The sequence below is a fragment of the Streptacidiphilus sp. MAP5-3 genome, assembly GCF_041262505.1.
GTDB lineage: Bacteria > Actinomycetota > Actinomycetes > Streptomycetales > Streptomycetaceae > Streptacidiphilus.
The window spans coordinates 750,132-774,719 of the sequence record NZ_JBGCCL010000001.1 but is presented as its reverse complement, the minus strand read 5'-3'; the positions used below and the strand labels follow the sequence as shown (position 1 = coordinate 774,719).

Below are 24,588 nucleotides of genomic sequence, written 5' to 3'. Positions count from 1 at the left end.
TTCCGTAGTTCTGCCCACGTGCTGCTGAGCCGGTGGTGGTGAAGCGGTGCGTACGGTTGGGAGAGAATCAGTTCGTGATGAGTGCTGCGACGACGACGCGAAGCCGTACCCCTGACCGCCAGTGCGCCGAGGCCGTGGAGTTCGCCCGGGGCGCCGCGGTCCAGGCCGCCGGCGAGTCCGCGGTCGGCGACCACCTCGGTGTCGACATCGATGGCGACCGGGTGGTCACGCACTTTTTCGCGACCCGCGAGCGTGCGTACAAGGGCTGGCGCTGGGCGGTGACGGTGACCCGCGCTGCGCGCAGCAAGCAGGTCACCCTGGACGAGACCGTGCTCCTTCCCGGCCCGGACGCGCTGGTCGCGCCGGAGTGGGTCCCCTGGAGCGAACGGCTGCGCCCCGGCGACATGGGCCCCGGCGACCTGCTGCCGACCGAGTCGGACGACCTGCGGCTGGAACCGGGCTACTCCGGTGACGACGAGCCCGCCCCGAACAGCGTCCTCGCCGAGGACCAGCTCTCGGGCCTCGCGGGCGAGGACGTCGCGGTCGAGCCCTCCGGCAAGGAGACGGCGGTCGCGCCGTCCAACGAGCGCGCGGAGATCGGCGCGGTCGCGGAGGAGCTCGGCATGCGCCGGGCCCGGGTGCTCAGCCGGCTCGGCCTCAACCTGGCCGCCGACCGCTGGGAGAAGGAGTACGGCGCGCACACGCCGATGGCGCAGGCCGCGCCGGCCTCGTGCGCGACGTGCGGCTTCCTGGTCCCGATCGCGGGCTCGCTGAGTCAGGCCTTCGGCATCTGCGGCAACGAGTTCGGTCCTGCGGACGGCCGGATCGTCTCCCTCAGCTATGGCTGCGGCGGCCACTCCGAGGCGGCGGTCATGCCGGCGCCCCAGGTCCCGGCCCCGCCGGTCCTGGACGAACTCAGCCTCGAACCCCTCCCGCTCCACCCCGACCGCGCGGGCGGCTCCGTCGAGGAGAGCACCCCGGCCGAGGAGCTCGGCCACAGCTGACCTGAGGGGCGCGGGGAACTGCGCGACAAGCCACCCAAGTAGCTGGCAGGCCGAACGAGCAGGGCCATCCGCACAGGGTGGTTTCTCGCGCAGTTCCTCGCGCCCCTGGACAGTGCAACTGCCTCGTCTGCAAAACCCCGCGCCCGTGGATGGTGCAAGGTCCCCGCTGGCGGGGGCGCAGCTCACTCACCGATGTCCTCGTACCAGAGGTCGGGGTTGCTCTCGATGAAGTCCGTCATCATTCGCACGCAGGTCTGATCGTCCAGCAGTACGATCTCGACCCCGTTGGCGGCAAGCCACTCGTGTCCGCCGTGGAACGTCCTCGCCTCGCCGATGACGACACGCCCGATGCCGAACTGGCGGACCAGCCCGCTGCAGTACCAGCACGGGGAGAGCGTCGTCACCATCGTCGTGCGCCGGTACCCACGCCTGCGACCGGCGTCGCGAAACGCGGAGGTCTCCGCGTGCAGGGAGGGGTCGCCGTCCTGGACGCGGCGGTTGCGGCCGCGGCCGAGCAGCTCGCCGTCCGGGCCGAAGAGCGCGGCGCCGATGGGGATGCCGCCCTCCGCGAGGCCCTGGCGGGCCTCGTCGACGGCGGTGTCGAGCATGGAGCGGAAGTCCAGGGCCATGTCCCTACGATGCCCCCTGACGATCCGCGCCGCGCCGGTAACGGATACTGAGCGCTATGGCTTACGACGATCTACGGTCCTTCCTCCGGGCGCTGGAGCGCGAGGGCGACCTCAGGCGGATCAAGGTGGAGGTCGACCCGTACCTGGAGGTCGGGGAGATCGTCGACCGGGTGCAGAAGGCGAAGGGCCCGGCGCTGCTCTTCGAGAACGTCAAGGGCTCGGCGATGCCGCTGGCCATGAACGTCTTCGGTACCGAGCGCCGCCTCGCCAAGGCGCTGGGGCTGAAGTCCGCCGACGAGATCGGCGAGAAGATCGCCGGCCTGCTCAAGCCGGAGCTGCCGCACGGCTTCACCGGCGTCCGGGAGGCCTTCGGCAAGCTGGCCGGGATGACGCACGTCCCACCGCGCAAGGTGAAGCCGGGGGAGGCGAAGGTCCAGGAGGTCGTCCTCACCGGCGACGACGTGGACCTGATGCAGTTGCCCGCGCTCTTCACCTGGCCCGAGGACGGCGGCTCGTTCTTCAACCTGGGCCTGACCCACACCAAGGACCCCGACTCCGGCGTGCGCAACCTCGGTCTCTACCGACTGCAGCGGCACGACAAGCGGACCATCGGCATGCACTGGCAGATCCACAAGGACAGCCGCAACCACGCCGCGATCGCCGCCAAGCGCGGCGAGAAGCTGCCGGTCGCGATCGCCTTCGGCTGCCCGCCCGCCGTCACCTACGCCGCGACCGCGCCGCTGCCGGGCGACATCGACGAGTACCTCTTCGCGGGCTTCGTCGCGGGTGAGCGGGTCAGGATGGTCGACTGCAAGACCGTCCCGCTGCAGGTCCCGGCGGACGCCGAGGTCGTGCTGGAGGGCTGGTTGGACCCGGACGTGCTGCTCCCCGAGGGGCCGTTCGGCGACCACACCGGCTTCTACACGCCGCAGGAGCCGTTCCCCGCGCTGACCATCGACTGCGTCACCATGCGCCGCCGCCCGCTGCTCCAGTCCATCGTGGTCGGCCGCCCGCCGACCGAGGACGGGCCGCTGGGCAAGTTCACCGAGCGGTTCTTCCTGCCGCTGCTCAAGGTCATCGTCCCGGACATCGTCGACTACGACCTGCCCGAGGCGGGCGGCTTCCACAACTGCGTGATCGTCTCGATCGACAAGAAGTACCCCAAGCACGCGCAGAAGGTCATGCACGCGATCTGGGGCGCGCACATGATGTCGCTGACCAAGCTGATCGTGGTGGTGGACGCGGACTGCGACGTCCACGACTACCAGGAGGTCGCCTGGCGGGCGCTCGGCAACGTCGACTACAGCCGCGACCTGTCCGTGGTGGAGGGGCCGGTCGACCACCTCGACCACGCCTCCTACCAGCAGTTCTGGGGTGGCAAGGCGGGCATCGACGCGACCCGCAAGCTGCCCGAGGAGGGCTACACCCGCGACGGCGGCTGGCCGGAGATGGTCCTCTCCGACCCGGCCACGGCCGCCCTGGTCGACACGCGCTGGAAGGAGTACGGGCTCTGATGACGACTGCTGTCGCGACTGCCGACGCCGGCAGAACCAAGGCGTTCCTGCGGCTGGTGATGATCGAGCACTCGGTCTTCGCGTTGCCCTTCGCGTACACCGCCGCGCTGACGGCGATGTTCCTCGCCAACGGGCGGGTGCACTGGGTGCAGCTGTTCCTGGTGACGCTGTGCATGGTCGGGCTGCGGACCTTCGCCATGGCGGCCAACCGGATCATCGACCGCGAGATCGACGCGCGGAACCCGCGCACCGCCGGACGCGAACTGGTCACCGGCGCGGTCTCGATGCGCACCGCGTACACCGGGTCGGCGGTCGCGCTGGTGGTCTTCCTGACCGCCGCCGCGCTGCTCAACCCGCTCTGCCTGGCGCTGGCGCCGATCGCGGTGATCCCGATGGTCGTCTACCCGTACGGCAAGCGGTTCACCGACTTCCCGCACGCGATCCTCGGCCTGGCCCAGGCGATGGGCCCGATCGGCGCGTGGCTGGCGGTCACCGGCACCTGGTCCTGGCCCGCCTGCGTGCTGGGCCTCGCGGTCGGCATCTGGATCGGTGGCTTCGACCTGATCTTCGCCTGCCAGGACGTGATGGCCGACCGCGCCGACGGCGTCCGCTCGGTCCCAGCCCGCTTCGGGGTCCCGGCCGCGCTGCGCGGCGCGCGTGCCGCGCACGCGCTGACCCTGCTGCTGCTCGGCTGGTACGCCTGGCTGTCGGGCGCGGGGTGGGCGTTCTGGATGGGTCTGGCGGTGGTCGCGGCGGCGTTCGTCTACGAGCACACGATCGTCCGCCCGCACGACCTGAGCCGCCTCAACCGGGCGTTCTTCCAGGTCAACGGCTTCGTCGGGATCTCGCTCTTCTGCTTCGCGCTACTGGATCTCGTGCTGCGCGGGCTGACGCCGTAGACGCCCGGTAGCTGCCCGGCTGCTGCCACGTAGCTGACGGAATATCACCGGCCCTCCGCTTGCTCACCCCTCACAAGAGGACGACGAGCAACGGAGGGCTTCGTCATGAGCGGCATCGGCACCACCGCAGTCATCGGCACCGGCAACATCGGCGGGACGCTCGGCCGGGCCTTCGCCAGGGCAGGGCACGCCGTCGTCTTCGGCTCCCGCAACCCCGCGACCTCCGACGCCGCGGGCGACACCGGCGCCAAGGTCGCCACCGTGGCGGAGGCCGTCGCCGCCGCGGACACCCTGCTGCTGGCCGTCCCGGCGGGCGAGGTCGAGGCGTTCCTGCGGACCCACGCCGAGGCGCTGGCGGGCAAGCTGATTGTCGACGCGACCAACCACTTCCCGCAGCCCGTGCTGCACAGCGCGGACCTGGTCCGCGCCCTGGTCCCGACCGCCCGTTACGCCCGCGCCTTCAACACCCAGACCTGGGAGACCTTCGCCGACCCGCTCTGGGACGGCGAGCCGGGCAACCTCTTCTACACCGTCTTCGAGCAGTCCGACGCCCCGACGGTCGAGGCCCTGATCACCGCCGTCGGCCTCGTTCCCACCTTCGTCGGCCTGGGCCGCCCCGACCTCCTGGACGCGGCCATCTTCCTGCTCCTCCCGTCCTTCGGCACCCTCGGCCGCCGGACCGGCATCCGCATCGTCCATGACTGAACCGAGCGGTTAGGGTCGATCATGTGAAGCAAGAACCGCGGGAGCCATGGATCGTCGGGGTGTCGGGGGCGTCCGGGACGCCGTACGCCGCGTCGGTGATCCGTGGGCTGCTCGGCGCGGGGGAGCCGGTCGACGTCGTCGTCAGCAGGGCCGCGCGGTTGACGATCATCGACGAGACCGGGATCGCGTTCCGGGACGCGCACTGGCGCGAGGACCTGCGGGAGTGGCTGGAGCGACCGCTCGATCGAGGTAAGCCGCAGCCGTTCGAGCTCGACGACGTCCGCTACTGGACAGCCGGGGACTTCGCCGCCGGGCCGTCCAGCGGGTCGTACCCCGCGAAGGGGATGATCGTGGTCCCGTGCAGCGCCGCCGCCGTCGCCGGGATCGCGGTCGGGCTCAGCAAGGACCTGCTCCAACGTGCCGCCAACGTCACCCTCAAGGAGCGCAGGCCGCTGGTGCTCTGCGTGCGCGAGAGCCCGCTCACGGGGGTGACGCTGCGTCAACTCGTCGAGCTGGACCAGCAGGGAGCCGTGGTGATCCCCGCCTCGCCCGGCTTCTACGCCGGCTCGGGAAGCGTGCAGCAGCTCGTGGATTTCGTAGGCGGACGGGTGCTCGACTCGGTCAAGATCCCGCACGCCCTCTACCGCCGCTGGGAGGGCGAGCTGGGGGCGACGTGATGGAGGTCACCTCGTCGGAGTATCTTCTTTGCGAACCGGGGGTCTTGTCGGCCTGGACTTTGGAATTCCGGATACTGTCGGCAAGCTCCCCAACGATTGGAAGGCCAGGTTTCCCAGCATGGACGCGGTGGACAGGCAGCTCATTCAGGCGCTGCGCGAGAACGGACGCGCCTCGTACGCCGAGCTGGGGCGGCTTGTCGGGCTGTCGGGCCCCAGCGTCACGGATCGGATCAACCGGCTGGAGCAGGCCGGCGTCATCACCGGGTACCGCGCCACGGTCAACCCGGCCTCGCTCGGCCTCGGCGTCACCGCGCTGATCGGCCTGCAGCTGACCGACGCGGCGGACCACGACGACGTCTCCCACCGGCTGCGCGACCTGCCCGAGATCGAGGACTGCTGGTTCATCGCCGGCGAGGACTCCTACATGCTCAAGGCCCGGGTCCCGGACGTCGACGGGCTGGAGTCGATCGTCAAGCGCCTCTCCGGCACCAGGGGTGTAGCCCGCACACGCACCACGGTCGTACTCTCCACCAAGTGGGAGAACCGCGCCGTCGAGCTCCCCGACGCCGAGGTGTTCACCGAGCAGCGAAAGGTGTGATGCACGCATGGCCCTGGTGACGCTGGACGAGGTGCGCGAAGCGCAGCAGCGGATCGCCGGGGTGGCCGTGCGCACTCCCCTGATGCCGTGTCCGTGGGCGGACCGGCCCGACGGGCGTTCACTGCACCTGAAGCCGGAGGGCCTGCAGCCGACCGGGTCCTTCAAGATCCGCGGCGCGTACAACCGCCTTGCGGCGCTGACGCCGGAGGAGCGTGCACGGGGCGTGGTCGCCCAGTCCAGCGGCAACCACGCGCAGGCGGTCGCCTACGCGGCACGTGAACTCGGCATCAAGGCCGTCATCGTGATGCCGGACACCTCACCCGAGGTGAAGGTGGAGAACACCCGCTCGTTCGGCGCCGAGGTCATCCTGGTCGCCATGCACGAGCGGGACACGACCCCCGCGGACCTGGTCGAGAAGCACGGCTACGTCTGGGTCCCGCCGTACGACGACCCGTACGTCATCGCGGGCCAGGGCACGACGGGGATGGAGATCGCGGACGACGCGGCGGCGCTGGACCTCGACCTGCAGACGGTCCTGGTCCCGGTCAGCGGCGGCGGCCTGATCAGCGGTGTGGCAACGGCGTTGAAGCTGACCATGCCGGGCGTCAAGGTCATCGGCGTCGAGCCGGCCCTGGCCGGGGACGCGGCGGAGAGCTTCCGCTCGGGCGAGCGGAAGGTGTGGCCGTTCGCGGACACCCACCGCACGATCGCGGACGGGCTCCGGACGAACTCCCTGGGCGTGCTGCCGTGGGAGCACGTCCAGGCGTACGTCGACGGCATCATCACGGTGACGGAGGACGAGATCCGGGAGGCGGTGGCCGTCCTGGCCCGCCGCGGCCGGCTCGTGGCCGAGCCGTCGGGCGCGGTGACGACGGCGGCGTACCTGTTCCACGGCGCGGAGCTGCCGGGCACGCGGTTCGCCGCGGTGGTGAGCGGCGGGAACGTGGATCCGGCGCTGCTGGCGAGGATCCTCGCCGTCTGAGCTTTTGCAGCTGGGGAGTTGCAGCACGCCAGGGGCGCGGGGAACTGCGCGCCAAGCCACCCGGTCGGGTCGAGCACCGAACGAGCGGGGCCATCCGCACAGGGTGGCTTGTCGCGCAGTTCCCCGCGCCCCTGACAGTGCAACCGACTCGTCGGCCGAATCGCTGCGCCCGTGCATGGGTACTGCACCATCCCGTCAGAGCGAGGGCGTAGGCTCGTGGGGATCGTCGGCCCGGTGCGGGCCACTGCTGATGGAGGCATGAGGCGGATGGACGCAGGGCTGAAGCGCGAGCTGGAGGCGAAGGTCTACGCCGGGGAGCGGCTCAGTCGTGAGGACGGGGTCGCGCTCTACGAGACCGACGACCTGGCCTGGCTGGGTGGCCTCGCCCACCACGCGCGGACGCGGAAGAACGGCGACGTCGTCCACTTCAACGTCAACCGTCACCTCAACATGACCAACGTCTGCACCGCCTCCTGCGCCTACTGCTCGTTCCAGCGCAAGCCGGGCGAGAAGGACGCGTACACGATGCGCATCGAGGAGGCGGTCAAGCTCGCCAAGGCGATGGAGAACGACCAGCTGACCGAGCTGCACATCGTCAACGGCCTGCACCCGACCCTCCCCTGGCGGTATTACCCGCGTTCGCTGCGCGCCCTCAAGGAGGCGCTGCCGAACGTCGCGCTCAAGGCCTTCACCGCCACCGAGATCCACCACTTCGAGAAGATCTCCGGCCTCTCCGCCAGCGAGATCCTCGACGAGCTGATCGACGCCGGTCTGGAGTCGCTGACCGGCGGTGGCGCGGAGATCTTCGACTGGGAGGTGCGTCAGCACATCGTCGACCACGACACCCACTGGGAGGACTGGTCGCGGATCCACCGCCTCGCTCACTCCAAGGGCCTGAAGACGCCCGCCACCATGCTCTACGGCCACATCGAGGAGCCGCGCCACCGCGTGGACCACGTGCTGCGGCTGCGTGAACTGCAGGACGAGACCGGTGGGTTCCAGGTCTTCATCCCGCTGCGCTACCAGCACGACTTCCACGACTCGCGCGACGGCAAGGTGCGCAACACGCTGCAGGCGCGCACCACCATGGCGACCGGCGCGGACATGATCCGCACCTTCGCCGTCTCCCGGCTGCTCTTCGACAACGTCCCGCACGTCAAGGTGTTCTGGGTGATGCACGGCCTGGCCGGCGCCCAGCTGATGCTCAACCACGGCGCGGACGACATGGACGGCTCGGTCGTCGAGTACAAGATCACCCACGACGCGGACGGCTTCGGCACGCCGAACAAGCTGACCCGTGACGACCTGCTCGACCTGATCCGTGACGCGGGCTTCCGCCCGGTCGAGCGGAACACCCGCTACGAGATCATCCGTGAGTACCCGGGCCCGGACGGCGAGCGCCGCGAGACGCCGCAGACGATGCGCTTCTAAGGGCTCCCCGCGGATGGCACTGCGTTTCACGCTCGACCCGGAGCTCACGCCGGAGCTGGTCGAGGGCCTCGTGGACGTCTGGGCGGCGGCCACGAACGGGGGCGGCGCGATCGGCTTCGTCGCGCCGGTCACCCGTGCGGAGGTCCGGCCGACCGCCGACAAGGCGCTGGCCGGGCTCGGCGACGGACTGGACCGGTTGCTGGTCGCCCACGACGAGGAGACCGGCCGCCTGGCCGGGGCCCTCTTCCTCGTCGACCTGCGGTTCTCGCTGATGGACCACTGGCGGACCGTCAAACGGGTCATGCTGCACCCCGACTTCCAGGGCCGGGGCGACGGCGTCGCGCTGCTTGCCGAGGCCGAGCGGCACGCCCGCGCGTGGGGGTTGGCCGGGCTGCAGCTCGACCTGCGCGGCGGCCTCGGGTTGGAGCGCTTCTACGAGCGCTGCGGGTACAAGGAGGTCGGCCGATTGCCGGGAGCGCTGCGGGTCGCCCCCGGCGACGACCGCGACTCCGTCGTCATGTGGCTGGACCTGCGCTGACACCGGGCTGACCCGGCGCACGCGCGGCTCCGTGCCCACCCGGTGAAGATCGCCCTTCCGGGCGTGCTTCACTGGACTGGTCGTACCTCCACGGACAAGGGAAAGAGAAACCGAGCCGTGAGCACCCCCACGTCGCACGCCACCCTCCGCTACTCCGCGATGCGCGCCAGCATCTTCCTGGCCTGCTTCCTGGTCGCCCTGCTCCTGGCCCACTTCGGTGTGCTGCCGGTCACGGCCGGCGCCTCCGGTGTGTTCCTGCTGCTGATCATCGCGGCCCTGGTCTCGGCGCCGGTCAGCTACGTCGTGCTGAACAAGCAGCGCGACGCCATGTCGGAGCAGATCACCGGCGGCATCGAGCGCCGCAAAGCCAAGACGGGCAGCATGGCCAGCCGGATCGCCGCCCAGAACGCGGCCGAGGACGCCGTCGACGACGCGCTCCGCGCGCAGCAGTAACCGCCCGGACTCACGGCAACCGCAGCAGGCCGATCATGACGCGTCGTCCCACCGGGCAGGACGTGGCCCGGCTGGCCGGGGTGTCCCAGGCCACGGTCTCGCTGGTGTTCTCCACCAGCGCCTCCTCGCACCGCGTCTCCGCGCCGACGCGGGAGCGGGTGCTGGCCGCGGCGGCCGAGCTGGGCTACCAGCCGCAGGCGGCGGGCCGTCAGCTCCGGCTGGGCCGGACCGGTCTGCTGCTGCTCGCGGTGCCGAACATCCTCGGACCGTTCTTCGCCCGCGTCCTCGCGGGCGCGCAGGCCGAGGCGGCGCTGGGTGAGCTGTCGGTCGTCGTCTCGTCCGGCTGGGACCACGCCGAGCTCGCCCGTGCGGCCCGCAGCGGTCAGTACGACGGGCTGCTGATCTGCTCGCCCGACGACAGCCAGCTCGGCGGCGACCTGCCGGAGAGCCTGCCCACCGTCTTCCTCGACGCCGACCCCGCGCTCAGCGCCGGTCATCCGCACCGGCGCACCCAGCAGCTCGACGTGGGCGGCGGGATGGCCGCGGCCGTCACCCATCTCCGTGAGCTCGGTCACCTCCGGCTCGGCCATCTGCGGTCGGTCGAGTCCGCGCACACCTTCCGGGCGCGCCAGGCGGGCTTCGAGAGCGCCGCGTCGGGAGCGGAGGTGGTCGAGGTCGGAGTCTCCGTCAACGGCGGCCTGGACGCCGCCAGGGAGGCCGCACGGGCGCTGCTCGCCTCGCGTGCGGGTGCGGGTACCGGTGGCGCGGCGCGGCGGGTCGGCGCGGTCGTCTGCGACGACGACGTGGTCGCGGCCGGTGTCTACCACGTCGCCGCGGAGCTCGGACTGCGCATTCCTGACGACCTGTCGGTCGTCGGCATCGACAACATCGTCGCCGCGCCGCTCTTCGCGCCGGCGCTGACGACCGTGGACCTGCCGGGCGAGCGACTCGGTGCGGCGGGCGTCCGGCTGCTCACCGCCCTGATGGGTGAACGATCCGACGGTCCGTCGGAAAGTCGCGAAACCGAGCCCGAACCCGAGCCGCTGCCCACCGCGCTCGTGGTGCGGGGATCGACCGCCCACCCCACCGGGCGTGCGGAAACCGAAGGATAGGCTGGTCGCGTGGACCCCAAGACCCGAACCCGAATCGTCAGCGGCGCGCTGGTGCTGCTCCTCGTCGCGGTGGTGATCGGCTCGATGGTTCGGTGACCCTTCGTGGTCCCTGAGTTGCGGAGCGTGTTCCGCGGAGTGACGGTGACTGAGTCTCAGTCACTCCCAGTAGTAAGGGAACTCAGCTCATGCGTGTCAGTCGTACCCACTCCGTGATCGCCGGTATCGCCCTCGCCGCCACTCTGGCCGGGGGAGGCCTCATCTCGACCGCGGAGGCGGCTCCTCAACCCCATGGCGGCACGGTGCATCATGTCGCCGCTGCCGCCAGTCCCACTGCCGAGCTCGGCACCCTGGGCAACCTCGGTGCGGTCCAGTCCGCCGTCGCGAAGCTCTCCACGGCAGCCTCCGCGACCCCCGCTCCCAGTGCATCGTCACTGACGGCACTGGTGACGCAGGTGACCGACGCCGTCACGGCGCTCAAGGCGTCCCTGCCGGCGGCTCCGGTGAGCGCCGCGGTGAAGCCCGGCAAGTCGCACGGTATGAAGCCGCACGCCGTGAAGCCACAGGACGCGGTGGGCGACGCGCTGACCAAGCTGACCACCGACGTGCAGGCGATCGTCGCCGCGCTCCCCGACGTGACCAAGGTGCTCGCCGCGATCACCGCTGTGGTCGCGGACCTGCTCGCGGTGGTCACCGCGGTGGTGGCGGCCCTCGGCCTGAGCCTGCCGCCGCTGCCGGTGCCCATCCCGGTCCCCTGATCCGGTAGGCGCGTAACGCGCGAGGGGCCCGGGGAGCTGTTCGACTCCCCGGGCCCCTCGCCGTTGTGGTCGTGAAGGCGTTGTGAGCGCGGAGGAGCGACTACAGGCGCTCGATGACGTAGTCGATGCAGGCGGTCAGCGCCTCGACGTCGGCCGGGTCGATCGCCGGGAACATCGCGACGCGCAGCTGGTTGCGGCCGAGCTTGCGGTAGGGCTCGGTGTCGACGATGCCGTTGGCGCGCAGCACCTTGGCGATCGCGGCGGCGTCGACCGAGTCGTCGAAGTCGATCGTGCCGATGACCTGCGAACGCTCCGCCGGATTGGCGACGAACGGCGTTGCGACGGACGACTTCTCGGCCCAGGTGTACAGGCGCGAGGAGGAGTCCGCGGTGCGGGCCGTCGTCCAGTCGAGACCGCCGTTGCCGTTCATCCACTCCAGCTGCTCCGCGAAGAGGAACAGCGTGGAGACGGACGGGGTGTTGTAGGTCTGGTTCTTCGACGAGTTGTCGATCGCGGTCGGCAGGTCGAAGAAGGGCGGCACGTAGCGGTCGCTCGCGGCGATGCGCGCGGCGCGCTCCAGCGCGGCGGGGGAGAAGACGCCGACCCAGAGCCCGCCGTCGGAGGCGAAGCACTTCTGCGGGGCGAAGTAGTAGACGTCCGTCTCGGAGACGTCGACGGGCAGGCCGCCGGCGCCGGAGGTCGCGTCCACCAGCACGAGCGCGCCCTCGTCGGCGCCCGCGACCCGGCGGATCGGCATGGCCACGCCGGTGGAGGTCTCGTTGTGCGTCAGCGCGTAGACGTCGACCCCGGCCTCGGCCTGCGGCAGCGGGTGCGTACCCGGCTCGGACTTGATCACCGTCGGCTCGGCCAGCCACGGCGCGGCCTTGACGCTTGCCGCGAACTTGGAGGAGAACTCGCCGAAGTTCAGGTGCTGGGACTTGTTCTCGACGAGGCCGAAGGCGGCGATGTCCCAGAACGCGGTGGACCCGCCGTTACCGAGGACGACCTGGTAGCCGTCGGGCAGCGAGAAGAGGCTGCTGATGCCCTCACGCACACGCTTGACCTGGTTCTTCACCGGGGCCTGGCGGTGGGAGGTGCCGAGCAGGGAGGTGCCGGTCTCAGCAAGCGCGCGGAGCGCCTCGGGCCGGACCTTGGACGGGCCTGCGCCGAAACGGCCGTCAGCGGGCCTGATGTCAGCGGGGATCTGGATATCAGCCACGAACGCAGCCTATCGGCTGCGGGCTACGCCGAAGTGGCGGGTCCGTTGAGTGAGACGGGGTGTTGCAGCACGTCAGGGGCGCGGGGAACTGCGCGCGTAACCACCCTGGGCGGATGGCCCTGTTCGATCGGCGACTCACCACAAAGAGTGGCTGGTCGCGCAGTTCCCCGCGCCCTTCGTGAAGTGCGACTGACTGCGGGGCGGTGGCGGTGGCTTGTCGCGCCCGCGCGGTGGAGCCGCACATCGGCGGAGCCCCGCGCCCCTCAGTGAAGTGCAACTGACTGCGGGGCGGTGGCGGTGGCTTGTCGCGCCCGCGCGGCGGAGCCGCACATCGGCGGAGCCCCGCGCCCCTCGTGAAGTGCGACTGACTGCGGGGCGGTGGCGGTGGCTTGTCGCGCCCGCGCGGCGGAGCCGCACATCGGCGGAGCCCCGCGCCCCTCGTGAAGTGCGACTGACTGCGGGGCGGTGGCGGTGGCTTGTCGCGCCCGCGCGGCGGAGCCGCACATCGGCGGAGCCCCGCACCCCTCAGTGAAGTGCAACTGACTGCGGGAGCGCAGTGTTGCTCAGTGCGCGATGTCGCCGAAGCCCTCGACCTCGGTGACGCTGCGGGTGCCCGGGCCGATGTAGCGGGCGGACGGGCGGACCAGGCGGCCCGTGCGCTTCTGCTCGAGGATGTGCGCAGCCCAGCCGGCCGTGCGGGCACACGTGAACATCGAGGTGAACATGTGCGCCGGGACCTCGGCGAAGTCCAGGACGATGGCCGCCCAGAACTCGACGTTGGTGGCCAGCACGCGGTCGGGGCGACGGGCGTGGAGCTCCTCCAGGGCCGCCTTCTCCAGCGCAGCGGCGACCTCGAAGCGCGGAGCGTCCAGCTCCTGCGCCGTCCGCCGCAGGACGCGCGCGCGGGGGTCCTCGGCGCGGTAGACGCGGTGGCCGAAGCCCATCAGGCGCTCGCCCTTGTCGAGGGCGTTCTTGACGTAGGCGACCGCGTCGCCGGTCCGCTCGATCTCCTCGATCATGCCGAGCACGCGGGACGGCGCGCCGCCGTGCAGCGGGCCGGACATCGCGCCGACCGCGCCGGAGAGCGCGGCGGCCACGTCCGCGCCGGTGGAGGCGATGACGCGGGCGGTGAACGTGGAGGCGTTCATGCCGTGCTCGGCCGCGGAGGTCCAGTACGCGTCGACGGCCTTGACGTGCTTGGGGTCGGGCTCGCCGCGCCAGCGGATCATGAAGCGCTCGACGATGGTCTCGGCCTTGTCGATCTCGTTCTGCGGGACCATCGGCAGACCCTGGCCACGGGCCGACTGGGCCACGTAGGAGAGGGCCATCACCGCGGCGCGGGCCAGGTCGTCACGGGCCTGCTCGGCGCTGATGTCGAGCAGCGGGCGCAGCCCCCAGACCGGGGCCAGCATCGCCAGCGCGGATTGGACGTCCACGCGGATGTCGCCGGAGTGGACCGGGATCGGGAACGGCTCCGCCGGGGGCAGGCCCGGGTTGAACTTGCCGTCGACCAGCAGGCCCCAGGTGTTGCCGAAGGAGACGTGACCGACGAGCTCCTCGATGTCGACACCGCGGTAGCGGAGCGAGCCGCCCTCCTTGTCGGGTTCGGCGATCTCCGTCTCGAACGCAACGACTCCTTCGAGCCCGGGTACGAAGTCGGACATCAGGCGGCTCCTCTGATCGGTCGGATCGGCGGATGACTTTGGGGTGTGGCCAAGTCGTCTCTGGGGTTGTTACCGCGCTGTTGCGCGGTGAAGAGGTGCAGCGCGCGTGGCACGCAGTGCCAGAGTGGCAGGCACTGGGTGCATTGCGCCAGATCCCACGACGGTGATGCCCTGCACACGCGTGGTATTCACCTCTGATTCGGTACAAATGCACGCGCCGTTGCGAACATGCGTCCGAGGGGTGGGGGTCGGGCCCGGCAAAGATACTCGCTCTCGATGTGGACACAGTCCAGACTCTGCGGATACCCGGTGCAGATCCTGCGCGTTCTGGTCGGATGAGCTTCCCGGTCCGTTCAGCCGGTGCTGGGATGATGTCGGCGTGCACGCATCGGACCAAGCCCCCCTCGCGCCTCACCACGCCGACCCGAGCTTCTCGGCGGACCCCGCCGACATGCGTCGGCAGTACCGTGCCACCGGTCTGCTGGAGGCGGAGCTCGCCGCCGACCCGATCCAGCAGTTCACCCGGTGGTTCGTGGACGCGCAGCACTCCGGACTCGACGAACCCAACGCGATGGTGGTCTCCACCGCCGACGAGGCCGGTCGGCCCAGCATGCGCACGGTGCTGATGAAGGGCTACGACGAGCGCGGCTTCGTCTTCTACACCAACTACGAGTCGCGCAAGGGGCGGGACCTGACGGTCAATCCGCACATCGCGCTGCTCTTTCCGTGGCACCCGATCGCCCGTCAGGTCATCGTCACCGGAACGGCGGTGAAGGTCGGACGCGACGAGACGGCGGCGTACTTCCGCAGCCGCCCGCACGGCTCCCAGCTCGGTGCGTGGGCCAGCGAGCAGTCCCGTCCGGTCGCCTCCCGCGAGGAGCTGGAACAGCGCTACGCGGACCTCGCCGCCCGCTACCCGGAGGGCGAGGGCGTCCCGGCCCCGCCGTTCTGGGGCGGCTTCCGCGTCGCGCCGGGGTCGGTCGAGTTCTGGCAGGGCCGCGAGAACCGCCTCCACGACCGCCTCCGCTACGACGCCGACCCGACCGCCCCGACCGGCTGGCGGGTGGAGCGGCTCTGCCCGTGAGGGCGGCCGTGCGGAGGGGTGATCCACTCATGTGGACGGGTGATGAGGACGGCTACGCATAATGGCGTAGTCGCTTCCTCGCAAGAGTGATCTTCGGGATCGCTTTTTCGCTGCCATCGGACTGGTCAAATGGTTCGTGACCTGTGCCTTTTAGTGGACATGGCAGTGCGGAATCGCTGGCCCCGGTTACGTGAATCTTCCGTGGAGGGGTAAGTTCACGCGCGGGTGGATGGTGTGCACGTAGAGTTCCTGGCGCTTGGCGATGCAGACCATCGAACAACGCGAGGAGAAGGCCTTCTGGCAGCTACTGCAGCCGCTGCCCGGTCTTTGTCCCTTCCAAACCCAAGGGGTCCTCAAATGACCGTATCTCGCGACAGCAAGTCCCGGGCCACGGAGGCGGGTTCGTCCGTCGACGACGCGCAGTCCACCCGACCCGTTCCGGTCCGGCTCGCCAAGCGGGGTGGTGCCGCGCACAGCATGATGCTGAGCCGCGTGCTGCCCGACAACGGCGTATCCCGGCTGGACGTGGCAGCCTTCAACTCCTCGATCTGATGAGGCGCAGGGGCTTTCCGTCCGTAGATCAATAACCAGCATGGACCTCAATCCTTCCGTAGCCACGCCGTTCAGACAGTTCGTCATCAAACTCAACAGTCGATGCGACCTGTCGTGTGATCACTGCTACGTCTATGAGCACGCCGACACGAGTTGGCGCGGCCGACCCAAGGTGCCGCTCGACGACGTCCTCGTACAGACGGCGGCCAGGATCGCTGAGCACGCGCGTGTTCATCGGTTGGAGCGGGTGCATGTGGTGCTCCACGGTGGCGAGCCTCTGTTGGCTGGGCCGATCCGGTTGCGGCGCGCCGCGCAGGTGCTGGGCGACGCCTTGCGCGGGGTGTGCGAGCTGGATTTACGGATCCACACCAATGCGGTCACGCTGGGCGAGCGTCATCTGAGGATCTTCGACGAGTTCCACGTGAAAGTCGGCGTCTCCCTGGACGGGGACCGCGCCGCGAACGATCTGCACCGCCGTTATGCGAACGGCTACAGCAGCTATGACCAGGTGGTCAGGGCGATCGACCTGCTCCGCCTGCCCCGCTGGCGCCATCTCTACGCCGGCCTTCTCTGCACCGTCGACGTGCGCAACGACCCCGTCGCCGTCTACGACGCCCTCGTCGATCTCGAACCGCCACGCATCGACTTCCTGCTGCCGCACGCCACTTGGGACGAGCCGCCACTGCGGCCCGACGGTCCCGGGACGACGCCGTACGCCGACTGGCTGGGGCGCGTCTACGAACGTTGGAACGCGCAGGGGCGGCCCGTGCCCATCCGCATGTTCGACTCACTGCACCGCACGCTGCGCGGGCAGAGCAGCCTGACCGAGTCGCTCGGGCTCGCGCCCGCCGATCTGGTCGTCGTCGAGACCGACGGCACCCTGGAACAGGCCGACTCGCTGAAGACGGCCTACGACGGTGCCGCCGCGACCGGCTTCGACGTGTTCCGGCACGACTTCGACACCGCCGCCCGCCACCCGGGCATGATCGACCGTCAGCAGGGGCTCAGTGGACTGAGTGCGCAGTGCAGAGCCTGTCCGGTCGTGGAGTCCTGTGGGGGCGGCCTCTACGCCCACCGCTACCGCAGCGCGGACGGCGGCTTCCACGCGGTCGACGGCGGCTTCGACAACCCGAGCGTCTTCTGTCCGGACCTTCTCTCCCTCATCACCGCCGTCAGCGACGCCGAGCACGCCCGCAAGGAGCGCCACCCGATGTCCACCGGTCTGCTGTCGGACCCGCACTTCGACGAGTTGGCCTCCGGCTACGGCAGTTCCGGCGCCGTCGAGGCACTGCGCGCCGCACAGGTGGAGGTGAACCGCGCCCTGCTGGACGAGGTGGCCGAGGCCTGGGCCGCCGTTCCCGATGCGGACCTGCCGTACGGCGACGCGTGGGAGCTGATCGCCCTCCTGGACGAGAGCGCGCCGCCGGCGCTGGACCGCGCGGTGGCCCACCCGTTCACGCGCTCCTGGGCCTTGGAGTGCCTCGGGCAGTCGTCACCGGCCGCCGAGCGGTTCGGCGGCGTGGCCGAACTCGCCGTCGCCGCCGCGCTGTTCGCCGGCGTGCAGGAGAAGCTGACCCTGCCGGTCCGCCCGGCGGGCGAGCTGCGTGTGCCGGGGCACGGCGTGTTGACCGGCGTCGAGGGCGTCTCCGCCCTCGTCATGACGGAGCACGACCGGTTCGTCGTGGAGACGGCCGAGGAGCGCATCGAGGTCGACCTGTCGGTGCCGCAGCGCGAGCCCCGCTGGCGGCCGGTCCGCCTGCTCACGGGCCCGGCGGGGTCCGGGGCGAGGGCCTGGCGGTTGCTGCTCGACGACACGGACCCGCAGCGCCGTGCCCACCACTGGGATCCCGCCGCGCCGATGCCGGACGCGGAGGCCGAGTTCTGGCAGGCCGAGCTGGCCGGGGCCTGGCAGGTCGTCGACGAAAAGCTGTCCGGATACGCGCCGGGTCTGCGCGCGGGCCTGAACACCGTGGTGCCGTTGCGACCGGCGGCCGACGGCAGTTACGTCAGCGGTGCCGCGCGGGACCTCTTCGGCACGGTCGGCATCGCGCGCCCGGGCTCGGCCGAGTTCCTGGCTCTGCTGCTCGTCCACGAGTTCCAGCACGTCAAGCTGGGTGCGGTCTTCGACCTGGAGGACCTGTTCGACCGGGCCGACACCCGCACCTTCGACGCCCCGTGGCGGCCTGATCCGCGGCCCTTCGAGGGGCTCTTCCAGGGAACGTACGCGCATATCGCCGTCGTGGAGTTCTGGCGCGCGCGCTGGCGGGCGACGCACTCGCAGGAGGATCGCGCCGAGTACACGCGTTGGCTCGACCACACCTTCCGCGCCATCGAGGTCATGACGGATTCTGGTGCTCTGACCGAACGCGGTCGCCGCTTCGTCGCGGGGATGCGGGCGACCGTCGAGCCGTGGGTCCGTGAGGAGAGCTGATGTCGACGCCGGACACCCGGGTCACCGAGCGCGAGTTGGAGCGTCTGCTCGCGGTGCTCGGCTGGAACCCGGAGCCGGACGGCATCCTCTTCGTCCAGGCCTCGCTGCGTCGGCTGGGGCCGGTCGAGGGGGAGGAGAGCGACCCGCTGGGCCGGGCCGGAGTCGTGGCACGCGTGCTGCGTGGGGCGGCCGGGTGCCAGGGCACGCTGGTCGCCTACACCGCCACCCCGGAGAACTCGCAGACGTCCCGGCTCTACCTGGAGCGGACGGCCGGGCTGAGCGCCGCCGAACTGGCGGACCACCACGACGGGATGCCGGCGTTCGACCCGGAGAAGACCTCCTGCTCGCCCACGATGGGGTGGCTCTCCGAGGCGATCCGCCTGCTGCCCGGCGCACGCCGCAGCGGGCACCCGCAGACCTCCTTCGCCGCCGTCGGGCCGCTCGCGCAGGAGCTCAGCGCGGTCCACCCCTTCGAGGAACATCTCGGCCCGCGGTCGCCGCTCGGCCGGATGTACGACCGGGGCGCCCACGCACTCCTGCTGGGCCTGGGCATGGAGATGTTCACGCCCTTCCACCTCGTCGACTACGCCGCGGACGCGCCCGTGCAGACCTACCGGGCCAAGTACGCCGAGGGGGAGCGGACTTACTGGCGTTCCTTCCAAGCCGTGCGGTTGGACGATCTGCACTTCCCCGAGCTCGCCCGCCGCGTCGTGGAGCTCCGTGACGACAGTGGGCGGCCACGGCTGGAGCTGCGTCAGACGGTGATCGGTTGCGCCGTCGCCACGCTGGTGCCCGTCCGCGCGGCGGTCGACCTGGCGCGGGACGTCGTCGGCGATCTGAACAGGCCCTGTGCCATCGCAGTGTTGACGGAGCATCAGTAAGCGCGGTTCCATCTTCATACAGTGCGGGCAACATCGTTCGGGGGTGCGAGCGTGGCCGAAGAGAAGGGCTGGGACGAGGACATACCTCGCCCCATCTTCTTTCTGAGTTACGCGCATTCACCTCGCGGGGCCGGTCGGCCCCGCAGCGTGTCGAACCTCTGGGAAGCCCGCCTGTTCCGGGATCTGTGCGAGGCCGTCACGGATCTGTCCGGATGGGACGCGAACGAACCGCCGGGCTTCATGGATTCGGGCCTGAACGTGGGCGAGGGCTGGTCCGAGCGGATCAGCGAGGCGCTCGCGCACTGCCGGGTCTTCGTGCCGCTCTACTCCGTGCACTACTTCAAGAGCCAGGCGTGCGGGCAGGAATGGGCCTCGTTCGCCTCCCGAGAGGTGCTGTCGGAGGTGCCGGGCGGCGGGCTGCCGTCGGCCATCGTGCCGGTGCAGTGGGTCCGGGTGCAGGAGGAGCGGCTGCCGCCGGTGGCCAAGGCGCTGCAGTTCGACCACCAGGCCTTCGGCGACGGCTACCGGACCGAGGGGATGCAGCCGCTCCTCAAGGTCACCAAGTTCCAGTCCGACTACCAACTGGCCGTCTACCGGCTGGCACAGCGCATCGTCGACGTGTCCGAGCAGATGCGGGTGCGGACCGGCGCCCGCCGGGACTTCCAGGACTACGGCTCGGCCTTTCCGGCGCCCGGCCGCAGGCGGACGCTGCGGATCACCGTTGCCGCCTGCGACGCCGACCACATGCCGGAGGGCCGCTCCCGCGTCAACTACGGTACGGACGCGCAAGAGTGGCGGCCGTTCGCCGGGGACAGCGACGAGTCGATCGCCCGCCGGGCCGCCGCTGTGGCACGCGAGTGGGAGTTCCACGCCAGCATCGAGCCCTTCGACGAGGAGGCGGCGCGGGTGCTCGCGGGGGAGCGGCCCACGGCTCCGGGCCTGCTGCTGCTGGACCGCTGGACGCTGCTGGACGCCGCCCACCTGGAGACGCTGCGGCAGTTGGACGCGCGCAACCCGGCCTGGGTCGGCCTGATGGAGCCGTGGGACCCGCACGACCCGGAGAACGTCGCCCGGCACGAGGAACTGCGCGCCCTGTCCGAGCGGACGCTGGTCAACCTGCGCGCCCAGCGCCTCCAACGGGCCCGGCTGCGCGGCGTCGACGTGGTGACCAGCCTGGACGAGTTCGAGTCGATGCTGCCCCATGTCGCGCTGAGCGCCATGCACGCCTTCGAGGAGCTCGACGGGCCGGACTCGTTCCCGCCTGTCCCGCCGGGGCCGAACGGCTCGCCACCACGACCGAATCTGCGAGACGAGCACATCAAGCGGGGTAACGGTCGCCATCACGGACCCCCGCGCAACGCGTCCGATGACGCTTCCGACGAGGGGCCGTCAACCGGTTCTGGGGGAGGGAATCCATGAGCGTGACTCAGCCCGAGGGCGACGGGGCAGAGCCGGTGCTGCCGCTGCGTGACCAGCGCGACGGACGGATCATCACCTTCTACTCCTACAAGGGCGGTACCGGCCGCACCATGGCCCTGGCCAACACGGCCTGGGTCCTGGCGGCCAACGGCTACCGGGTCCTCGCTGTCGACTGGGACCTGGAGGCGCCCGGTCTGCACCGATTCTTCGCGCCCTTCCTGGAACAGGCCGCGCTGGACGCCTCCACCGGCGTCATCGACCTGATCTACGACTACTGGGACGTGCCGCTGGAGAACGAGGAGCTCGATCCGGCGGAGCTGCGTCAGTGGACGCGGGTGCTGCCGCACGTGCTGTCGCTCAACTGGACCGGCTTCCCCGACGAGGGCTGCCTGGACTTCCTCCCCGCCGGTCAGGCGCACAGCGACTACGGCGCGATGGTGGCCAACATCAACTGGGACGCGTTCTACGCCCGGCGGCACGGCGCGGAGTTCTTCAAGGCGCTGCGTGCCGACATGAGCCGGCAGTACGACTACGTCCTGCTCGACAGCCGCACCGGTCTCTCCGACATCCAGGAGATCTGCACCGTCGAACTCCCCGACGACCTGGTGGTCTGCTTCACCCTCAGCAACCAGAGCATCGAGGGTGCCTCCGAGATCGCCCGGAAGATCACCGAGCGGCACTACAACCGCGGCATCCGGATCCTGCCGGTACCGATGCGCATCGACGACGGCGAGAAGGGCAAGGCCGACGCCGGACGGGCGCTGGCCCGCAAGCGCTTCAGCGGCCTGCCGCAGGGGCTCTCCGAGAGCGCGCGGGAGCGTCACTGGGACTCCGTGGAGATCCCGTATCTGCCGTACTACGCCTACGAGGAGATCCTGGCGCCGTTCGGCGACAAGCCCGGGTCACCGACCTCGATGCTGTCGGCCGTCGAGCGGCTGGTCGCCTCCGTGACCAAGGACCGCGTGACCAGCCTGCCGTCGATGGACGAGGACATCCGGCTGCACTACGTGGACCTGTTCACCCGCCCGCGTCCCACCGCGCGCGAGGACATCATCGTGTCCTACGCGTCCGAGGACCGGATGTGGGCGGAGTGGATCGAGTGGGTGCTGACCCGGGCCGGGCTCCGGGTCGTCCCGCGTGAGCTCGGCTCGCTGCCGCGCGGCGACTCCGACCGGGTCCGCGACGCGGTGACCCGCACCCTGGCGGTCTGGAGCCCGGCCTACGCCAAGTCCGTCCAGTCGCGTCAGGCCCGCGACCTGCTGGGCGGCGAACGTTACCTGGACCAACCGGAGTTGATCACGGTGCGGGTCGGCGACACCCGGACCGGCGGCACCTACGGCGGCAACTCCGTGGAGCTGGTGCGTCTGGAGGAGGACGCGGCGCGGGCGGTGCTGCTGCGGGCCGTCGGCCTGCCGGAGACCCTGCTGATGGACTCGGTCCCCGGCGAGGGACCGCGCTTCCCGGGACGTCGTCCGGCGATCTGGAACCTCCGGCTGCGCAACCCGTCCTTCACCGGCCGTGCCGCCGTGCTGGACCGGCTGCGTGACCAACTGCGCGGCCAGCAGCGGGATCGCCGCTCCACGGTGGTGCTGCCGACCCCGCAGACCCTCTACGGTCTCGGTGGCGTGGGCAAGACCCAGGTCGCGCTGGAGTACGCGTACCGGTTCATGGCCGACTACGACCTGGTCTGGTGGATCGAGTCCGAGGAGCCCGAGCAGGTGGCCACCTCGCTGTCCGAGCTCGGCCGTCGCCTGGACCTGCGGATGGGCGAGAACGCCAACGAGAACGCCGAGTTGGTCAAGGAGACGCTGCGGCTCGGAATGCACCCCAAGACCAAGCGCTGGCTGCTGATCTTCGACAACGCCGACGACCCCGGGCAGATCGTGCGGTTCCTCCCCGGCGGCTCCGGCGACGTCCTGGTCACCTCGCGGAACCAGGCGTGGACCAGCCACGCCGAGGCCTTGGAGGTCGACGTCTTCCGCCGCGAGGAGTCGGTGGAGCACCTCTGCCGGCGCGCACAGTCGCTCACCCAGCAGGAGGCCGGACTCGTCGCCGAGGCCGTCGGCGACCTGCCGCTGGCGGTGGAGATCGCCGCCGCCTGGCTGGAGACCACCGGGGTCCCGGTCGGCGAGTACGTCGAGCAACTGAAGAGCCAGCCGGACCGGGCGCTGGGCGGCACTACGCCGGACGACTACCCCGACAGCTTCGGCAAGGCCTGGCAGGTCTCCATCGAGCGGCTCAGCCAGCAGATGCCGGCGGCGGTGCGGCTGCTCCAGCTGTGCGCCTTCCTCGCCCCGGACTCCATCGCGACCAGTATCTTCTACAGCGACCAGATGATGAACGCGCTGGTGGAGTACGACGAGGAACTGCGCGACAAGAACATGATGGGCCGGGTCATCCGCGCCATCGGGCGGTACGCCCTGGCCAAGGTCGACAACAGCAGCAAGACCTTCCAGGTGCACCGCATGGTGCAGGCGGTCATCCGGTCCGGCCTCACGCCGGAGCAGCACGAGGACCTGGTCCACGAGGTCCACCGCATCCTCGTCGGCGCCCGCCCGGACATCGGCGACACCGACGACCCGGAGAACTGGCCGCGGTTCGAGCTGATCTGGCCGCACCTCGGCCCGTCCAACGCCGAGAACTGCGACGAGGCCGACACCCGGCAACTGCTGATCGACCGCGTCCGCTACCTGTGGAAGCGCGGTGACCTGGACCGGGCCGAGGAGCTCGGCCGACGCCTGAACACCGCGTGGACCGAGAAGTTGGGCGAGGACAACCGGCAGACGCTGCAGCTGCGGTTCCAGCTCGCCAGCGTGCTGCGCAGCAAGGGCCTGGCCCAGGAGTGTCTGGAGCTGGACCAGGACACGCTGGTGCGGCAGGGCCGGGTGCTGCGCCCCGACCACCCGCTCACCCTGCAGACCGCCGGCAACCTCGCCGCCGACCTGCGCGTGGTCGGCCGGTTCACCGAGGCACTCCAGCGCGACCAGGAGACCTACCTGAGGATGAAGGAGGAACTCGGCGAGGAGGACCCGCGCACCCTCAACATCGCCAACAACCTCGCGATCGACCACCGGTTCACCGGCAACTACGAGGCGGCCCGGATACTCGACGAGGAGGTCTACAACCTGCGCACCGCGGTGCTCGGGGTGACCCACCCGTACACGCTGAGTTCGAAGGCCAACCTGGCCGACGACGAGCGCGCCCTCGGCAACTACGCGCGCTCGATCAGCCTGCTGAGCGAGTTCCGCGAGGAGTACTCGGTCCCGGTGCCCGACATGGCGTCGCTGCGCTACGCGAAGAGCCTGGCGCTCTCCCTGCGCCGGATCGGTGAGCAGAACGAGGCCCGGCGGCTGACGATCGAGACCTACAACCGCTACCTGGAGCGCTACGACGCCAAGGTGCCGGACGTGTTGTCCTGCGCGCTCAACCTCGCCGCGGAGTACTCGTCGGCAGGGGACAAGGAGCGGGCCCGCGACACCGCCAGGGAGGTGTTCGACACCTACCGCGAACGCCTCGGCGACGTCCACCCGTTCACGCTCATCTGCGCCAACAACCTGACGATCTACCAGCGCGACGTCGGTCAGCCGACGGAGCTGCGCGATGCCGCCGCGCTCGGCGAGCACACGCTGGACTCCCTGCGGCGCACCGTGGGTGCGGACCATCCCTACACCCACTGCGCGATGCTCAACCTGGCCAACACCTACGGCGACCTGGGCGACCTCGCGAGGGCCGAGGAGCTGGAGCGGGCCGCGCTGCAGGGCATGAACGCCCGGTACGGCGGCAACCACCCCGACCCGCTGGTCTGCCAGAGCAACCTGGCGATCACCCTGCGCGGCCTGGGCCGTGAGGCCGAGGCGCAGGACCTGCGCCGTCGGGTGATCGACCGGCTGATCGCGGTGCTCGGCGAGAACCACCAGACCGTCCACGACGCGCGCGCCTGGCGCCGGATGGGGCGCGACCTGGAGCTTGTGCCGGCCTGACCGGTGCGGTCCGGGCGCCGTTCACCGGCGCCCGGACCTGTCGTGCCGCGCCGTCAGGTGG

General features: G+C 70.6%; 21 protein-coding genes. 18 read left to right on the top strand and 3 right to left on the bottom strand.

What is annotated here, in order from left to right; genetic code table 11:
- Window positions 1-77: 77 nt before the first annotated feature.
- Entirely contained in the window at window positions 78-1,004 is a 927-nt protein-coding gene (locus tag ABH928_RS03435) for a DUF3027 domain-containing protein (protein WP_370061743.1), read from the top strand.
- Window positions 1,005-1,186: 182 nt separating this feature from the next.
- Here the strand turns inward: ABH928_RS03435 and ABH928_RS03430 are convergent, their stop codons facing one another.
- Window positions 1,187-1,633 carry a nucleoside deaminase gene (locus tag ABH928_RS03430; RefSeq protein ID WP_370061741.1) on the bottom strand — a complete coding sequence of 149 codons (447 nt, stop codon included), beginning with the start codon at window positions 1,631-1,633 and terminating at the stop codon, window positions 1,187-1,189.
- A 56-nt stretch (window positions 1,634-1,689) separates the two neighbouring features.
- Here ABH928_RS03430 and ABH928_RS03425 point away from each other — a divergent pair, with 56 nt between their 5' ends.
- The 11 genes from ABH928_RS03425 (at window position 1,690) to ABH928_RS03375 (ending at window position 11,297) form a co-directional block, all read left to right on the top strand.
- Window positions 1,690-3,147, top strand: a complete 1,458-nt coding sequence (locus ABH928_RS03425) for a menaquinone biosynthesis decarboxylase (RefSeq protein ID WP_370061739.1) — start codon at window positions 1,690-1,692, stop codon at window positions 3,145-3,147.
- Window positions 3,147-4,046 carry a menaquinone biosynthesis prenyltransferase MqnP gene (gene mqnP, locus ABH928_RS03420; RefSeq protein WP_370061737.1) on the top strand — a complete coding sequence of 300 codons (900 nt, stop codon included), beginning with the start codon at window positions 3,147-3,149 and terminating at the stop codon, window positions 4,044-4,046. The genes ABH928_RS03425 and mqnP overlap by 1 nt, the downstream gene beginning before the upstream one ends.
- A 105-nt stretch (window positions 4,047-4,151) precedes the next feature.
- Window positions 4,152-4,751, top strand: a complete 600-nt coding sequence (locus tag ABH928_RS03415) for an NADPH-dependent F420 reductase (protein ID WP_370061735.1) — start codon at window positions 4,152-4,154, stop codon at window positions 4,749-4,751.
- 23 nt (window positions 4,752-4,774) lie between these two features.
- Window positions 4,775-5,428 carry a UbiX family flavin prenyltransferase gene (locus tag ABH928_RS03410; RefSeq protein WP_370061733.1) on the top strand — a complete coding sequence of 218 codons (654 nt, stop codon included), beginning with the start codon at window positions 4,775-4,777 and terminating at the stop codon, window positions 5,426-5,428.
- Window positions 5,429-5,546: 118 nt separating this feature from the next.
- Window positions 5,547-6,026 carry an Lrp/AsnC family transcriptional regulator gene (locus tag ABH928_RS03405; protein ID WP_370061731.1) on the top strand — a complete coding sequence of 160 codons (480 nt, stop codon included), beginning with the start codon at window positions 5,547-5,549 and terminating at the stop codon, window positions 6,024-6,026.
- A gap of 7 nt (window positions 6,027-6,033) precedes the next feature.
- A complete protein-coding gene (locus ABH928_RS03400) occupies window positions 6,034-7,008 on the top strand; it encodes a threonine/serine dehydratase (RefSeq protein ID WP_370061729.1) in 975 nt (324 codons plus the stop codon).
- Window positions 7,009-7,275: 267 nt separating this feature from the next.
- Window positions 7,276-8,439, top strand: coding sequence for an aminofutalosine synthase MqnE (mqnE, locus tag ABH928_RS03395; RefSeq protein ID WP_370061727.1), 1,164 nt, complete (start codon window positions 7,276-7,278; stop codon window positions 8,437-8,439).
- A gap of 13 nt (window positions 8,440-8,452) precedes the next feature.
- A complete protein-coding gene (locus ABH928_RS03390; RefSeq protein ID WP_370061725.1) occupies window positions 8,453-8,977 on the top strand; it encodes an N-acetyltransferase family protein in 525 nt (174 codons plus the stop codon).
- Window positions 8,978-9,094: 117 nt separating this feature from the next.
- Entirely contained in the window at window positions 9,095-9,430 is a 336-nt protein-coding gene (locus ABH928_RS03385) for a DUF4229 domain-containing protein (RefSeq protein ID WP_370061723.1), read from the top strand.
- Window positions 9,431-9,465: 35 nt separating this feature from the next.
- Window positions 9,466-10,542 (top strand): LacI family DNA-binding transcriptional regulator, encoded by a 1,077-nt coding sequence (locus ABH928_RS03380; RefSeq protein WP_370061721.1) that lies wholly within the window; start codon window positions 9,466-9,468, stop codon window positions 10,540-10,542.
- 185 nt (window positions 10,543-10,727) lie between these two features.
- A complete protein-coding gene (locus ABH928_RS03375; RefSeq protein WP_370061719.1) occupies window positions 10,728-11,297 on the top strand; it encodes a hypothetical protein in 570 nt (189 codons plus the stop codon).
- A 100-nt stretch (window positions 11,298-11,397) separates the two neighbouring features.
- Here the strand turns inward: ABH928_RS03375 and serC are convergent, their stop codons facing one another.
- Window positions 11,398-12,516 carry a phosphoserine transaminase gene (gene serC / locus ABH928_RS03370; protein ID WP_370061717.1) on the bottom strand — a complete coding sequence of 373 codons (1,119 nt, stop codon included), beginning with the start codon at window positions 12,514-12,516 and terminating at the stop codon, window positions 11,398-11,400.
- 563 nt (window positions 12,517-13,079) lie between these two features.
- The gene (locus tag ABH928_RS03365) at window positions 13,080-14,180 is read right to left on the bottom strand and encodes a citrate synthase 2 (protein ID WP_370061715.1); all 1,101 of its coding nucleotides are present in this window, start codon (window positions 14,178-14,180) and stop codon (window positions 13,080-13,082) included.
- A gap of 451 nt (window positions 14,181-14,631) precedes the next feature.
- Between ABH928_RS03365 and pdxH the strand changes: the two genes are divergently transcribed.
- The 6 genes from pdxH to fxsT all read left to right on the top strand — a co-directional run bounded on the left by pdxH (window position 14,632) and on the right by fxsT (window position 24,527).
- The gene (pdxH, locus tag ABH928_RS03360; RefSeq protein WP_370061903.1) at window positions 14,632-15,264 is read left to right on the top strand and encodes a pyridoxamine 5'-phosphate oxidase; all 633 of its coding nucleotides are present in this window, start codon (window positions 14,632-14,634) and stop codon (window positions 15,262-15,264) included.
- Window positions 15,265-15,621: 357 nt separating this feature from the next.
- On the top strand, window positions 15,622-15,816 hold the full coding sequence (gene sjiA / locus ABH928_RS03355; protein ID WP_370061713.1) for an FXSXX-COOH family cyclophane-modified RiPP peptide SjiA: 195 nt from the start codon (window positions 15,622-15,624) through the stop codon (window positions 15,814-15,816).
- Window positions 15,817-15,856: 40 nt separating this feature from the next.
- Window positions 15,857-18,247 (top strand): FxsB family cyclophane-forming radical SAM/SPASM peptide maturase, encoded by a 2,391-nt coding sequence (locus ABH928_RS03350; protein WP_370061711.1) that lies wholly within the window; start codon window positions 15,857-15,859, stop codon window positions 18,245-18,247.
- A complete protein-coding gene (locus tag ABH928_RS03345) occupies window positions 18,247-19,128 on the top strand; it encodes an AAC(3) family N-acetyltransferase (RefSeq protein ID WP_370061709.1) in 882 nt (293 codons plus the stop codon). Before ABH928_RS03350 ends, ABH928_RS03345 begins: the two co-directional genes overlap by 1 nt.
- Window positions 19,129-19,149: 21 nt before the next feature.
- Window positions 19,150-20,547, top strand: a complete 1,398-nt coding sequence (locus ABH928_RS03340; RefSeq protein ID WP_370061707.1) for a TIR-like protein FxsC — start codon at window positions 19,150-19,152, stop codon at window positions 20,545-20,547.
- Entirely contained in the window at window positions 20,544-24,527 is a 3,984-nt protein-coding gene (fxsT, locus tag ABH928_RS03335; protein WP_370061705.1) for an FxSxx-COOH system tetratricopeptide repeat protein, read from the top strand. Before ABH928_RS03340 ends, fxsT begins: the two co-directional genes overlap by 4 nt.
- The last annotated feature ends 61 nt before the right edge of the window (window positions 24,528-24,588 follow it).

Bases quoted from the DNA above. Each gene is read 5' to 3' on its own strand.
- mqnE (WP_370061727.1), top strand. From the start codon at position 7,276: ATGGACGCAGGGCTGAAGCGCGAGCTGGAGGCGAAGGTCTACGCCGGG.
- ABH928_RS03400 (WP_370061729.1), top strand. From the start codon at position 6,034: ATGGCCCTGGTGACGCTGGACGAGGTGCGCGAAGCGCAGCAGCGGATC.
- sjiA (WP_370061713.1), top strand. From the start codon at position 15,622: ATGACCGTATCTCGCGACAGCAAGTCCCGGGCCACGGAGGCGGGTTCG.
- ABH928_RS03380 (WP_370061721.1), top strand. From the start codon at position 9,466: ATGACGCGTCGTCCCACCGGGCAGGACGTGGCCCGGCTGGCCGGGGTG.
- ABH928_RS03350 (WP_370061711.1), top strand. From the start codon at position 15,857: ATGGACCTCAATCCTTCCGTAGCCACGCCGTTCAGACAGTTCGTCATC.
- ABH928_RS03425 (WP_370061739.1), top strand. From the start codon at position 1,690: ATGGCTTACGACGATCTACGGTCCTTCCTCCGGGCGCTGGAGCGCGAG.
- ABH928_RS03435 (WP_370061743.1), top strand. From the start codon at position 78: ATGAGTGCTGCGACGACGACGCGAAGCCGTACCCCTGACCGCCAGTGC.
- ABH928_RS03365 (WP_370061715.1), bottom strand. From the start codon at position 14,180: ATGTCCGACTTCGTACCCGGGCTCGAAGGAGTCGTTGCGTTCGAGACG.
- ABH928_RS03415 (WP_370061735.1), top strand. From the start codon at position 4,152: ATGAGCGGCATCGGCACCACCGCAGTCATCGGCACCGGCAACATCGGC.
- mqnP (WP_370061737.1), top strand. From the start codon at position 3,147: ATGACGACTGCTGTCGCGACTGCCGACGCCGGCAGAACCAAGGCGTTC.
- fxsT (WP_370061705.1), top strand. From the start codon at position 20,544: ATGAGCGTGACTCAGCCCGAGGGCGACGGGGCAGAGCCGGTGCTGCCG.
- ABH928_RS03345 (WP_370061709.1), top strand. From the start codon at position 18,247: ATGTCGACGCCGGACACCCGGGTCACCGAGCGCGAGTTGGAGCGTCTG.
- ABH928_RS03390 (WP_370061725.1), top strand. From the start codon at position 8,453: ATGGCACTGCGTTTCACGCTCGACCCGGAGCTCACGCCGGAGCTGGTC.
- ABH928_RS03405 (WP_370061731.1), top strand. From the start codon at position 5,547: ATGGACGCGGTGGACAGGCAGCTCATTCAGGCGCTGCGCGAGAACGGA.
- ABH928_RS03375 (WP_370061719.1), top strand. From the start codon at position 10,728: ATGCGTGTCAGTCGTACCCACTCCGTGATCGCCGGTATCGCCCTCGCC.
- pdxH (WP_370061903.1), top strand. From the start codon at position 14,632: ATGCGTCGGCAGTACCGTGCCACCGGTCTGCTGGAGGCGGAGCTCGCC.
- ABH928_RS03430 (WP_370061741.1), bottom strand. From the start codon at position 1,633: ATGGCCCTGGACTTCCGCTCCATGCTCGACACCGCCGTCGACGAGGCC.